The sequence below is a fragment of the Bacillus kwashiorkori genome, from assembly GCF_001375515.1.
GTDB classification, from domain to species: Bacteria; Bacillota; Bacilli; order Bacillales; family Caldibacillaceae; genus Bacillus_BK; species Bacillus_BK kwashiorkori.
Genome location: NZ_CTDX01000013.1, coordinates 209,502 through 221,722, shown reverse-complemented (window position 1 = coordinate 221,722; position 12,221 = coordinate 209,502). Strand labels below are relative to the sequence as shown.

The window sequence follows — 12,221 nt, the reverse complement described above, 5'->3', positions numbered from 1 at the left end:
CGGAGGCTTAGCCATATTTATTTAGTTGTAATTAAAATTGTTGTCCACCAGAAAGTTGTTGTTGAGCCATTTGCACAAGGCGTTTTGTGATTTCTCCTCCAACAGAACCGTTAGCACGAGAAGTTGTTTCAGCACCTAAGTTTACGCCAAACTCTTGTGCAATTTCGTATTTCATTTGATCAAGTGCTTCTTGAGCTCCAGCTACTAATAATTGGTTTGAGGAATTGCTTCTGTTTGATGCCATGATGTAATCTCCTCCTGAAATTTTTTTAATTTTGGTTGGGTTAGCTGGAATCACACCAGCAAGCATTACAATCATGCTGCCATTTTCTTGGCTTAACCCAATGATGAAATAAATGTAATCAATAAAGGAAGATGAAATAAATTATCTCTTGTTGATTACATTTCTTATTGTGTTAAAAATACAAATTTCTATACGAAAAAATTTCGGGAAAATATTTCCTTTTTAATCGCTTCTCAATATAATGCTACTTACTTGCCAATAGTGTATTGCATATAGACTATTTAATATGAAATTTTGTGAGACAAAGATTGGTTCGGGGATAATTAAAGGAAATGTTGAAAAACTAATAGCAAATTTCATTGCATTTTATTGGAGCTAAGGAGCGATTATTTATGGGAATCTGCCCATTTTGTAACGGTCTGCAAACGGAGAAAGTGTTTTGTTCAAATTGTTCCAGGGCTATGGAAGATTTAGGGAAAATTAGTGATTACTTTGATGATTATAGTCCATATATGGAGACGGAGTTGTTGCGTTTAGAGGATGGATATAGTAACAATTTTTTAAATAATGAGTGTGTGCATCTTTTTCATTGTTATCAATGTGGTAATGAACAGACGAAACGAATAAAGGAATAGTAAAAGGGAGCTGTTAATTAACAGCTCCCGTTATTATTACTCATTATTAGGACGAATACGTTGTTCTGTTTCTGCATCGAAGAAGTGAACTTTGTTCATATCAAATGCAAGTTGAACGGTGTCACCAGCTTTTACTTCTGATCGAGAGTCAACACGTGCAACGAAATCATGATTATTAAGTGAAGAATAAAGCATTAATTCTGCACCAAGTAGCTCAGCAACTTCTATTTTAACGTTAACAATTGCATTAGGGAAAGATTCTAAAAATACAGGTTCGTCATGAATTTGCTCTGGACGAATACCGAAGATTATTTCTTTACCAACATAACCTTGGCTACGTAACACTTTCATTTTACCTTCTGGAACTTGAAGTTTATGTTCTCCAATTAAAAGTTGACCGTCTTCAAGTTTTCCAGAGAAGAAGTTCATTGCAGGAGAACCGATAAATCCACCAACGAATACGTTTTCTGGTTTTTCATAAACTTCTTTCGGTGAACCAACTTGTTGAATGACCCCGTCTTTCATAACAACAAGACGTGTAGCCATTGTCATCGCTTCTGTTTGGTCATGGGTTACGTAAATAGTTGTTGTTTGTAGTCTTTGGTGAAGCTTTGCAATTTCTGAACGCATTTGTACACGAAGTTTAGCATCTAAGTTTGATAGTGGTTCGTCCATTAAGAATACTTTTGCATCCCGAACAATAGCACGTCCTAAAGCAACACGTTGACGTTGTCCACCAGATAATGCTTTCGGTTTACGATCTAAGTACTCTTCTAGTCCTAGAATTTTTGCAGCATCTCTAACACGTTTATCAATATCAGCTTTCGGGAATTTACGTAATTTTAACCCGAATGCCATGTTATCATATACTGTCATATGCGGATATAGGGCATAGTTTTGGAATACCATCGCAATGTCCCGGTCTTTAGGCGGTACATCATTTACACGTTTTCCATCAATAAATAAATCACCTTTGGAAATTTCTTCAAGACCTGCAACCATCCGTAAAGTCGTTGATTTACCACAACCAGATGGTCCTACGAATACGATGAATTCCCGGTCTTTAATATGAAGGTTAAAATCAGTTACAGCAGTTACTTTATTGTCATATACTTTATAAATGTGATCAAGTTTTAATTCAGCCATTTTATTATCCTCCTATGAAAACGATTTCTACATGTTTTATTTTAATGAAAATGGTTTCATTTAGTAATGGGCAAGGTGCACAAAAATCAAAGACTATTTTTCGTCAGTTTGTGCAAAATGTTCATTGTTTGAAAAAAACTCACCGAATAAGCAAATAAAGTATATACATAATGCCCCATTAAAAGATTTAATATCAATTGAAGAAGATTCCACAAATTTATCAATCCGGTATTGCAAACTATTTCTATGCATGTATAATTTTTTAGCCGTTAAACTAGTGTTAGAGTTATTTTCTAAATATAACTTGATCATTGCTAATAATTCATCATCATATTGAAAAATGTCTACCCATTCTGCTTTCATCGTATTAAGTAATTCCTTAGAATTAGCAGTTAAGAGATAGAAGGGAAAAGTAGTTTCAAAAGTAAAAATTCGCTCGCTGCGGGAAAATGGACGGGACTCATGAAAATATTGTTGTTCTCTATGAAAGTGATTTTTTAAATGGTAATTAACCGAAAAAAATCTGCCGACATAAAAATAAACTTCAAAATAAAAATCAGAAATAATGGCTTCGGAAAAGGATTGGAAATCATCCTTTGTTAAACAATCAATAGCCTCTTCTTCAATAATGACGCCATTTTGTTCATTTAGCCAAATAATAATCATTGACTCTTGAAAATAAGAATTCACTGCTTCTAAAAAGTTTTCCCATATACCATCAAAATAAAAATGGGTGAAACGAACTCGCGAACTATCATTTTCTGGAAGTTGTCCGTTTCCTGTTAAGTAGTCATGCCATTTTTTTTGCGTCACTGTTTGATTTAGTGGGCTAGAAAACGCATCTTCTACTGGAATGAAAATGGTAGACAACAGTGTTAGCTCGCGTTCCGTTATTTTGTTTTTTGGAATAGCGAGATATTGGTTAGATTTTTCATCCAAAAAATAAAGTGTGTCTTTTTGCTTAATAAATGGTTTTGATAAAATTTCCGCTCCAGAAAAAATTTCGCAAATTTTATTAATCATTGTAACCTTCCTTTAGTAGTAATTTAATTATTATTAATGTATCATTTTTATTACTAGGAGCTCAATCCAATTTTCACGGAGGAATGGGTAAGGTATAATTTATTCTCCTTTTTTCGCATTAATGGGCACTCAATCATAATATTAGAATAACTATATCCTCGTTTCAGACGCTTCAGAGAAAAGGTTATAGGGTGAGTGCAAGTCAGATGTGTAGCTCGTTCAACTAACAACATCACTTTATGAAAATAGGTTATAATGGTAAGAAAGATAAAAGAGGTGCAAATGATGGAGTATTCACAGGACTTGAAAAATAGATTGAAAAGAATTGAAGGGCAAATTCGCGGTTGCCTGCGGATGATGGAAGAAGGAAAAGATTGTAAGGAAGTTGTTACACAATTGAGTGCAGTTAGATCTGCCATCGATCGATCTATCGGTGTAGTAGTAGCAAAAAATTTACAACACTGTATTATTGAAGCATCTAATAATGGGGAGAACTCCGAAGAAGCCATTCAAGAAGCAATTGATATGTTAGTAAAAAGCAGATAAGAGGAGAAATGTCTGCTAAAAAGGGCGATCCCATAGAATAGAATAAAATAATATTCAGCTATGGGACAGCCCCTACTATTGAAATTTTGCTAAAGCTAAAAATAGTTGACATAGATGGTTCAGTCTTTTTTCTTCTATCTTTTCTTCATCAAAACTCATCGGTTTTGCATTCACTTCGAAGATATATAATTCCCCTCTCTTAGTTTCACCAATATCAACCGAAAACTCACCAAAATAACCGAAGTGATCCGTTAACTGCTTGCCAATCTTATTTATTATGAAAGAAATATGCTTGTAAAGAGCAGTTGAGCCAACTTTATCAAATGATATTAGTTTCCCACCTCTTTGAACATGCGTAGTAATGTTATGATCTCCTGCAACACGCACCCCAATGCCGATTACTATATAACGATACAAATCGCTATGGGCAATAACACGAAAATCGTACCGCCTTCCTTTATGTTTTTTCGTATAAATCGCTTTTTGGGCCAAATATTGATCTTTAATGAATTGCTTATTATATGTTTGCCAAAAAGAGTGGAAACTGTGGAACTTTTTCACCTTTTCATACGTTTTTACGATAATTGTCCCGTCATCATGAAACTTTGCAATAAATATCCCTGATCCTCTAGCTTTTGAACGTGGTTTGAAATAAGCGGTTTTCCATTTTCTGCAAAATGCAGCTAATTCTTCTTTAGAGTAAATAGATATAGTTGGTGGCAAATATTTTTTCAACTCTCTATCTGTACGAAAAATTAAGTGTGTGGCGAATTTATTTAAAAAGTGTGGGTTGAAAAAAGGGATGTTTTTGCTTTTTATATGTTGTAGTACTTGATGAAATTTTCTCGTTTGTTCAATTTGCCGGTTATTGATTCGATTGTAAATGATATCGGGTATGGGAAAACTAGCAGGAATCCAATTATTTTTTTGATGATTGTATAGTAATCCAGCAATTTTCTCCTCTCCGATTAATTGGTCAAAAGAAAAAATCACCGGTATGCATTTGTTTTTAATTAATTTTTTTGCTATAGAAGAAACAAATTTTTTGTTGCCGAAAAATTTCCCTTCTAGTTGGTGGACCATAATTCCGACTATTGGGCCGACTTTGTTACCTTTTTGATGAACTTTATAGGTTAAACATGGGTTCGAATTTTTTTCCCAGGGGATAGGGAGTGTATTTGCCCCAAAAGTTAATTGTAGGTTTTGATTGGAATGGCTCCACATTTCCGTTTTTTTATTGTAATACAAAATCATGGAAATATTTCTCTGGTCGGATAATAACGTCATTAGCTAAATAGATGCCATACTCTAATACGTAGTTGCGAGATAATTGTTCAATGTTCTTTAATTTTGGATGAGAAAATATGGATCTTCCTGGTTTTGAATTTGCTTCAAACATCCATAGTTTCCCATTTTCGTCCATTCCTAAATCAAAACCAATTTCGCATAAAATTCCGTCCATCTTTTTCTCTAAATGCTCACTTAGTAAAATGGCTGCTGTTTTTAATTTCTGTAATTGTTCTTTGCGTTCTTGTTCAACTGGAAATATTTCATCTAATGATTTCACTTCTCCACCCGCAATTAAATGAGTTGTTGCACTACCTAACCCTGCCACTTTTCCAGCAATCGCTGAAACTCGCCATTTGCCATGTTTATCTTTATTAGTATGAATGCGAAAATCGGCAACACTTTCTCCTAATTTCCATAATGGTATTCCTCGTTGAATAATATAGTCACTAATAGTAATTTTGGATAATAAATATTTCCAAAGGCTTTGTACAGAAGGAAATTTTAATAATCTCGTCTTCTCAAGTTCGCGGAATCTTACGAAAAACCTTCCTTTAATAACTTTAATTTGGTAAATTCCTTTACCTAAACTACCGTTTCTTGGCTTAACATATAGGTAGTGATGATTCTCGATTAACTCGAGAAATTGTTTTTTGGATTCTAACGGAAATGTGTCTGGTAAAAGCGGTTTTACATCAATTGATTGGGATAATTTTTGATAAACATCGAGCTTATCAAAAAATCCTGGATTGAACCAAGGTATTTTATATTCTTTCTCTATTTTTTCCTTCAGCTGTTTCATTTGCTTCAAATTTTCTATTTTTCGATTTGGTAATCGATCATAAATGACGTTTGGAAGCGGGATGGTCAGTTGCTGCCACTTACTATCAAAGTAAAAAAAGCCATTTACGGTGCCTTTTTCCCATTCTATATGTTGAATGCCAAATACGATTGGTAAAACACCAATTGCTTCATAGTCTTTAAAGTACTTTGAAAAGTTATAGGAACGATTTCCAATTGGTACTTGCGGAAATTTCGTAAAACCAGCTGTAAAAATACCGATAATTGGGCCGATGAATAAGTTTTTTTCATGTTCTACTAAATGGAGCTTTAATGGAATAGATGGAACATTTAATTGGTTGGCAAGTGATTTACTAATAGCGATCGTTTGTTTTTTTGTCTTATGTGGTAAAATCGTTGCTTCCATCCGATATGAACCAAATGTAACTGAGTTAAGCTCGGGAAATTGCAAGTTCTTTGGATAGTAAAGAATTGCTTGTTCATGATCAAATAGTTCTATTCGATATGCTTTTTTCTTCACAGTTTTCCTGACCTCCTGAAGACAAAGTGAGTAAGTGGTTTCCGTACTGGAATGGTGCATCATAAAGTTTGTCTTTCATTTCTGGATATAAATGGAATAAAACGTTTCTCCCTGGTTTAGAGTTTATTTCTAATATCCAGATGGCCCCCTTTTGATCGATAGATATATCGATTCCTATTTCAAAAAATGGGTGAAAAATAGTTTCTAACATGGATGGCAGGCTTTGAATTAATTCCTGAATTTCTGTTGCAATAAACGTTGCCCTTTCCTTTTGAAAGGTGGCTAACCACTTTTCGAATGGTAAACAAACTCCGCCACTAGCTAAATTTGAAATCGGGTAATTTCCTTTTCCCATACGGATTCCTTTTCCGCGTTCCACCCAGTTTCCCTTTCCATCCTTCTGTAAAAATACGCGTATATCATAAGGCCGCTTTTCGGTCGTTTGTAGCTTTAAAAATGGTTGAAAGAGATATTTATGAAGAGAAATCATTTTACTGATTAATTTTTCTGTTTGACTAATTGTTAATGTCTTTTCAATCAGCTGATTATTTTTTACTGTTTTAATCTGAATACCGTCCAATGCTTTTTGTAGTACGTATATTCCTCTTCCTTGTGAACCGAATACAGGTTTTAAAATGATTGGATAATCGATCGATAACTGCTTAAGAACTTGGCTTGCAGAAATTACTTGTTTCGTTGGTGGCAAGTAAGGAGCTAATAGCTGATTATGTTTCAAACAATCGTACATGATAAATTTATTCGGTAACCCATAGCCAAGGAAACATGCATCCTTCCGCTGTTTCAACCAGTTGATAATGGGAGAATACCTTTTCATCTCCTGTTCATTCTTATAAAAACATCGATCATACAAAATATTTGGTAGTGGAAATTCCGATTCCTTCCAATCGTTATTTGTTGAATCAAATACGTATCCATTGATTGTACTTTTGTTAGGCAAAATATCTTTTGGTGAAAATACATGACAAATAAATTGATGGAATGGTGCTCGTTTGCCCAATTCAGTAATATATTCTTTTTCTGCATCGCGATCCATCGTAATTATTCCGAATGTGTGCATTTACAACTCTCCTTCATTATCTTTGTTCCTTTATATTCGGCAAATAACCCAATTGCTTTTGCTGAAGGACGAATGCTAGTTGAAAGTTTTTCTTCGTTCTTCGTTGGTTTACTATTTATTTCGATTAATTTCACTTTACCATCCGAAGAGACGCCAATATCGACACCTAATTCACAAAATTGGTCTGTGAGTTGCTCGTTTAAATGGTATGCGATAGAAAGTGTTAATTCTTTCATTAATGAAAAAATCGTATTTGCCTGCGGAGTCCCGAATACTTTTAGCAATAAAGAATACGGTGACATTTTTTTTCCGCCTTGTGCTAAGTTAGTAATATATTTACCTTTCTCTGAAAGTCTGGCTACAATGGAAGTAATTTGCCATTTTTCATCCGTTATTTTATTTGTTAACACTCGAAAATCAATATATTGCTCATCCAGTTGAATCAGCTTTATTTCTTCTTGGACAATATAGTCGTTCGGATTTATTTTTGATTGTAAATACTCCCATAACTTGTTAAAATCATTAGTTTCATAAATGGTATTTTCAGGCGTTTCTATGATCATAGAGTGATTTCTTTTTGTAACACGAAAAATGCCCACTCCTTTACTTCCAAAAATTGGTTTAAGAAACACCGTACTATATTGATGGAAGAAAGTAGCTAGTTGCTGAGAAGTTAGCTGTTCACCGTCTAGTAAATATCGCTTTAATGTTCCAGTATTATTGAAAAAATGGTACATATCCCATTTGGATATATAAACGGTATTAAATAATGGCAAATCCTTTTCCTTTAGTTCTTGTAAGACGTGTTTGTATTGTTTGGAATACATAATATTACGGGAATGGATCCGATTATAAAGAAAATGAGGCTTTGGTAATGAAACTTTTTCCCATGTTGTTCCGTTGAAAAAATAACCGTCATATTTGGTTTTTTTGATCGAACTCCACGGATAAACAAAAACTGGTATTGCCTTTTCTTGAAGAAACATCATTAACTCTTGACTAAACTTTTCAATTGTAGGAAATGGGTAGTTGCCATCTTTTCTAATATCTGTTACTACTCCTATAATTGGGCCAAGAATAAGCTCGGAAGTACTAGAACAATAATGACAAGATATTGTTTGTATCGTAACCGGTAATTTTAAGTCGATAAGTACAGAAGGGTGACATAATAGTCGATGATCAGATGACTCGACAAACTTCAAAGCGATACATCTCTTTTCATTGCCGCATTTCATCATTACCTTTTGGATATTTTCAGAAAATAGTTTGTTAAATTTCTTCGGTACTATGAGATAATTAGTTTGAATGTTAGAGCTGGTCACTAACAATAGTGGTTGATGAACAGAATTGGACATACTATTTGCTCCCAACTAAGTGTAAAGTTATAATTTATCAATATAGAATTACTGGTTAGTTAATTTTCACCATGTTTGTTGCAAAGTAATTTCTACATCATATGTGTGTTTGCCTAGTTCCGTGCATAACAATATGATGGAATAAAAATGTGAAAGGTAGACAATAATGAATAGTATTTTAATAATTATTTCTATGGCTGTAATCGGGGCAATTATTGGCGGTGTAACGAATTCATTAGCAATCAAAATGTTATTTCGTCCATATGAAGCTATATATATACGTCATTGGCGAGTGCCATTTACCCCAGGGTTAATTCCAAAACGAAGGAATGAATTAGCAAAGCAATTAGGCTTACTTGTTATTAATCATCTTGTTACACCGGAAACTGTAAAAAGTAAATTGTTAGAAGGAAGTATTCATGAGGAAATTGTAAAATTTCTACAAGGAAAAATATATGGGTGGCTACAATCGGAACAGACAGTTAGGGATGTTTTACAATCACTCGGCCTCTCCAATGTAGAAGAGAATGTCCATTCGAAGTTGGACGTATATGTATCCAATAAAGTTTCCGAATGGTTTGCAGAGCATCGTGACAAAACATTAGACAATCTCATACCAGAAAGATATTGGCTCCAATTAGAAGAAAAAGTCCCGAGTTTGGCAACTTACTTGTTACAAAAAATACAGGCTTATTTTGCTAGTGAAGAGGCGAAAAATTTCATTCAGCAACAACTAGATGAAACATTGCTGAAAAAAGGGTTGTTTGGCGGAATGGTACAAATGGTCCTCGGTAACCGTCCAGTAGCCGATAAAATTCAACAGGAATTAGTGAAAATGTTAGCAAAGCCACAAATCCACGATCTATTGGAAAATTTGTTAACTGCTGAAGTGGATAGTTTAAAACAACAACCTTTAGCTAATTTTACGAAGGGTAAGGAAAATAACTGGGTTCAACAAATCAAGGAACTGCTGTTATCGTTTTTATCTTTAAATAATGTCTTTGAATTACCGATAAAAGTAGTAACTGCTCCTTTTGCTGATACGGTTGTCCATTCATTTGTCCCAGAAATGGTACGAATGGCGAGTAAAGAAGTAGTTAATCATGTAGACTCGATCATGACGAAACTACAAATTAACGAGATGGTTGAAAAACAAGTGGAATCTTTTTCAACAGAAAGATTAGAGGAAATGGTATTAGCAATTAGTCGCAGAGAGTTGAAAATGATAACGTATTTAGGTGGATACTTAGGTGGAATCATTGGGCTCGTACAAGGAATTATCGTAGTAATTATGAACGGTTAATGAATCGAAATTTTTAGCTGATTCCGTTTTTAAGTTAATAAAAATAATTCACTGCCTCGCATTCCATTTCATATTTTGTTATAGTGTAAAGGCAATGGATAAAAACGGTAGTGGAATCGATTTTTGCAAATATAGACGATAAGAAACTTTTCATAGTGAGAATCTTCCTATATTCCGTTGTTAAAAAGATAATTGGAGGGATTCTAAATGGCAGAAAACATAATGGATAGTGCATTAGTATTAGAAAAGGCAGTTCGTGAAAGTGATGAGTTCACACAATTGAAAGCTCGTTATCAACAGTTATATGCTGATGATTCAGCACGTCAAATGTTCGATAATTTCCGCAATGTTCAAATGAAATTAGAAGAAAAACGGATGATGGGTGAACCAATTCCTGATGATGAAGTTCAATATGCACAGCAACTAGTGGCAGTCATTCAACAAAATGAAAAAATCGTTGCTTTAATGGAAGCTGAACAGCGTATGAGCATGGTTATTGGTGAAATTAATAAAGTTGTCATGAAACCGTTAGAAGAATTGTATAACAATATGAAATAAGTAATGACTTGAGCTGCAAAAACTGCAGCTCTTTTTTTATCCTTTTGTTCTATATCCAGTTAATTTTACATAGTAGTTTTATTAGGATGACATCTTTAGAATTGCGAAGGAGGAGCACATATGGTACATCGTCTGCTCTCAATGAATATTGATGGTACGATTTTACAAAGAAATGGCCGTCTGCATAAATCGGTGAAAGAAGCAATTGATTATGTCCAAAATAAGGGAGTATATGTTACTTTAGTCACATCAAGAAATTTTATTTTCGCTAAACGGATTGCAAAAGCATTAAAACTAAAGTCATTAATTATTGCCCATCATGGGGCCTTTATAGCCTCCTCAGTGGATCAAGCCATTTATGTGAAGCGAATTCCCGAAAACATCTTATTGGAACTCATACAATTCCTCGAAACCTTTTCTTGCCATATTCGCCTAGTCCATGAAAAATATTCAGTTAGTAACAAGCAAGTAGAACAACAAAGCCTTATCGGTAAGGCTGTAATCGATACAAACCGTTTTTCGATGTATCATCACCATTTTGTTAAAGATTTAAGTGAATATTTGGAGGAAGAATCAGTCCATCCAACCCATTTAGAAGTGGAGTTTTCAAGTGAAAGTGCAGCATTAGATGCTTTTGCCGCATTGAAGGCTATGTATTACGAAATCGATCCATACTTATATAAAAATCAATTAATCATTTTGCCGAATGGCGTATCGAAACTTGCTGGGTTAATGTATGTAGGTGATTATTTACAAATAACATTAAAACAAATGGTTGCTATCGGCAGCGGGTTAGATGATATAGATATACTGGAAGCAGTTCCTATCGGGGTTGCGATGGGTAATGCACCTAATGAAGTAAAACAGGCAGCAGATTGGATTACTAGAACTAATACGGAACATGGAGTTGCGTATATGGTTAAAGAGCATTTCCGCAAACAACAGCCAATTGCCTTTTTAGAAAAAATCAATAGTTTAAAAGAAAAATAAAGATTTAAAGCACGATAAGGATAGCATGAAGGAACTAACTAAAAAGAAAAGTATAGTTAAGGGAATAGCAATCCAGAAACAAGGTTTCGCCTGAATGTTAAAAACCCAAGAATGTAGTTATAACAACCATTCTTGGGTTTAAAATTTCATACGGCGAATCCACGAATTCGACCTTTGGGATCATTATGTTGACTCAAAAAGCACGATGATTAAACATGAAAAAGAATTAAACGCCCATCTGGTGAAACTAATCGATGAGTTTTATCAATTAATTGTTTTTCTGCTAGAAATTTTTCCCCAAGCTCTTTTGCATCTGTATCAGTAATTGCTTCAATTGCCTCATCAACTAATTTATCCCCGCTACTTTCAAACACAGTCAGACGATAAATGGCCATAATACTTCCCCCTTTGGCTGTTAAAACTTCTTCCTCTCTCAAAACTTTCACTTTGATTGCCCTATATACAATTATATAACTCCAATTTTTATAGTTCCAATAAAAACTACGTTCCGACAAAAATATAATACAATTTTTTAGTTTAATGAAAAATTTGCTGACTGTTAAGTGGAGGTTCGTTCAATTTCGTTCATTTTTTAACAAAATTATTCATGAATAAAAATATAAATTTCTTATCTTTCGTTTATTCCCTTCTTTTCTTAAATTATATCAAGTATAATTTGCTTATGGAAAAAAATGAAACTTTTTTCTTTGATAGTCGTAAATTTGTTATGTAAGG

At 33.9% G+C, this 12,221-nt stretch carries 13 protein-coding genes; 5 read left to right on the top strand and 8 right to left on the bottom strand.

Annotation, left to right across the window (positions count from 1 at the left end; translation table 11 throughout):
• Window positions 1-31 precede the first annotated feature (31 nt).
• Entirely contained in the window at window positions 32-244 is a 213-nt protein-coding gene (locus tag BN1242_RS05245) for an alpha/beta-type small acid-soluble spore protein (RefSeq protein ID WP_062352549.1), read from the bottom strand.
• A 392-nt stretch (window positions 245-636) separates the two neighbouring features.
• Between BN1242_RS05245 and BN1242_RS05240 the strand changes: the two genes are divergently transcribed.
• Complete coding sequence (locus BN1242_RS05240; RefSeq protein WP_062352365.1) at window positions 637-879, top strand: hypothetical protein; 243 nt, start codon at window positions 637-639, stop codon at window positions 877-879.
• 36 nt (window positions 880-915) lie between these two features.
• On the opposite strand, the gene BN1242_RS05235 is transcribed toward BN1242_RS05240, so the two are convergent.
• Together BN1242_RS05235 and BN1242_RS05230 are read right to left on the bottom strand one after the other, a co-directional pair.
• Window positions 916-2,025, bottom strand: a complete 1,110-nt coding sequence (locus tag BN1242_RS05235; RefSeq protein WP_062352362.1) for an ABC transporter ATP-binding protein — start codon at window positions 2,023-2,025, stop codon at window positions 916-918.
• A gap of 93 nt (window positions 2,026-2,118) precedes the next feature.
• Window positions 2,119-3,048, bottom strand: a complete 930-nt coding sequence (locus tag BN1242_RS05230) for a PucR family transcriptional regulator (RefSeq protein WP_062352359.1) — start codon at window positions 3,046-3,048, stop codon at window positions 2,119-2,121.
• 285 nt (window positions 3,049-3,333) lie between these two features.
• Between BN1242_RS05230 and BN1242_RS05225 the strand changes: the two genes are divergently transcribed.
• Window positions 3,334-3,594: a metal-sensitive transcriptional regulator gene (locus tag BN1242_RS05225; protein ID WP_062352356.1), complete on the top strand. Its 261-nt coding sequence runs from the start codon at window positions 3,334-3,336 to the stop codon at window positions 3,592-3,594.
• A 75-nt stretch (window positions 3,595-3,669) separates the two neighbouring features.
• On the opposite strand, the gene BN1242_RS05220 is transcribed toward BN1242_RS05225, so the two are convergent.
• Genes BN1242_RS05220 through BN1242_RS05205 form a run of 4 tightly spaced genes read right to left on the bottom strand, consistent with a single transcriptional unit; the run spans window position 3,670 to window position 8,635 of the window.
• Window positions 3,670-4,848 carry a YheC/YheD family endospore coat-associated protein gene (locus BN1242_RS05220; RefSeq protein ID WP_062352352.1) on the bottom strand — a complete coding sequence of 393 codons (1,179 nt, stop codon included), beginning with the start codon at window positions 4,846-4,848 and terminating at the stop codon, window positions 3,670-3,672.
• Entirely contained in the window at window positions 4,829-6,202 is a 1,374-nt protein-coding gene (locus tag BN1242_RS05215) for a YheC/YheD family endospore coat-associated protein (protein WP_062352349.1), read from the bottom strand. The genes BN1242_RS05220 and BN1242_RS05215 overlap by 20 nt, the downstream gene beginning before the upstream one ends.
• Window positions 6,168-7,280, bottom strand: coding sequence for a YheC/YheD family endospore coat-associated protein (locus BN1242_RS05210; protein ID WP_062352346.1), 1,113 nt, complete (start codon window positions 7,278-7,280; stop codon window positions 6,168-6,170). Before BN1242_RS05210 ends, BN1242_RS05215 begins: the two co-directional genes overlap by 35 nt.
• Window positions 7,262-8,635, bottom strand: a complete 1,374-nt coding sequence (locus BN1242_RS05205) for a YheC/YheD family endospore coat-associated protein (protein ID WP_062352343.1) — start codon at window positions 8,633-8,635, stop codon at window positions 7,262-7,264. The genes BN1242_RS05210 and BN1242_RS05205 overlap by 19 nt, the downstream gene beginning before the upstream one ends.
• Window positions 8,636-8,801: 166 nt before the next feature.
• On the opposite strand from BN1242_RS05205, the gene BN1242_RS05200 reads away from it, so the two are divergent.
• The 3 genes from BN1242_RS05200 to BN1242_RS05190 all read left to right on the top strand — a co-directional run bounded on the left by BN1242_RS05200 (window position 8,802) and on the right by BN1242_RS05190 (window position 11,486).
• A complete protein-coding gene (locus BN1242_RS05200) occupies window positions 8,802-9,938 on the top strand; it encodes a DUF445 domain-containing protein (RefSeq protein ID WP_062352340.1) in 1,137 nt (378 codons plus the stop codon).
• Window positions 9,939-10,145: 207 nt separating this feature from the next.
• Window positions 10,146-10,496 carry a YlbF/YmcA family competence regulator gene (locus tag BN1242_RS05195; protein ID WP_062352338.1) on the top strand — a complete coding sequence of 117 codons (351 nt, stop codon included), beginning with the start codon at window positions 10,146-10,148 and terminating at the stop codon, window positions 10,494-10,496.
• 120 nt (window positions 10,497-10,616) lie between these two features.
• Entirely contained in the window at window positions 10,617-11,486 is an 870-nt protein-coding gene (locus tag BN1242_RS05190) for an HAD-IIB family hydrolase (protein WP_062352336.1), read from the top strand.
• Window positions 11,487-11,695: 209 nt separating this feature from the next.
• Here the strand turns inward: BN1242_RS05190 and BN1242_RS05185 are convergent, their stop codons facing one another.
• Window positions 11,696-11,881 carry a YhzD family protein gene (locus tag BN1242_RS05185; RefSeq protein ID WP_062352334.1) on the bottom strand — a complete coding sequence of 62 codons (186 nt, stop codon included), beginning with the start codon at window positions 11,879-11,881 and terminating at the stop codon, window positions 11,696-11,698.
• Window positions 11,882-12,221 lie beyond the last annotated feature (340 nt).

What these genes read in the sequence shown, in the direction of transcription:
- BN1242_RS05190 (WP_062352336.1), top strand. Translation starts at nt 10,617, where the DNA reads ATGGTACATCGTCTGCTCTCAATGAATATTGATGGTACGATTTTACAA.
- BN1242_RS05205 (WP_062352343.1), bottom strand. Translation starts at nt 8,635, where the DNA reads ATGTCCAATTCTGTTCATCAACCACTATTGTTAGTGACCAGCTCTAAC.
- BN1242_RS05240 (WP_062352365.1), top strand. Translation starts at nt 637, where the DNA reads ATGGGAATCTGCCCATTTTGTAACGGTCTGCAAACGGAGAAAGTGTTT.
- BN1242_RS05225 (WP_062352356.1), top strand. Translation starts at nt 3,334, where the DNA reads ATGGAGTATTCACAGGACTTGAAAAATAGATTGAAAAGAATTGAAGGG.
- BN1242_RS05245 (WP_062352549.1), bottom strand. Translation starts at nt 244, where the DNA reads ATGGCATCAAACAGAAGCAATTCCTCAAACCAATTATTAGTAGCTGGA.
- BN1242_RS05195 (WP_062352338.1), top strand. Translation starts at nt 10,146, where the DNA reads ATGGCAGAAAACATAATGGATAGTGCATTAGTATTAGAAAAGGCAGTT.
- BN1242_RS05185 (WP_062352334.1), bottom strand. Translation starts at nt 11,881, where the DNA reads ATGGCCATTTATCGTCTGACTGTGTTTGAAAGTAGCGGGGATAAATTA.
- BN1242_RS05220 (WP_062352352.1), bottom strand. Translation starts at nt 4,848, where the DNA reads ATGATTTTGTATTACAATAAAAAAACGGAAATGTGGAGCCATTCCAAT.
- BN1242_RS05210 (WP_062352346.1), bottom strand. Translation starts at nt 7,280, where the DNA reads ATGCACACATTCGGAATAATTACGATGGATCGCGATGCAGAAAAAGAA.
- BN1242_RS05235 (WP_062352362.1), bottom strand. Translation starts at nt 2,025, where the DNA reads ATGGCTGAATTAAAACTTGATCACATTTATAAAGTATATGACAATAAA.
- BN1242_RS05230 (WP_062352359.1), bottom strand. Translation starts at nt 3,048, where the DNA reads ATGATTAATAAAATTTGCGAAATTTTTTCTGGAGCGGAAATTTTATCA.
- BN1242_RS05200 (WP_062352340.1), top strand. Translation starts at nt 8,802, where the DNA reads ATGAATAGTATTTTAATAATTATTTCTATGGCTGTAATCGGGGCAATT.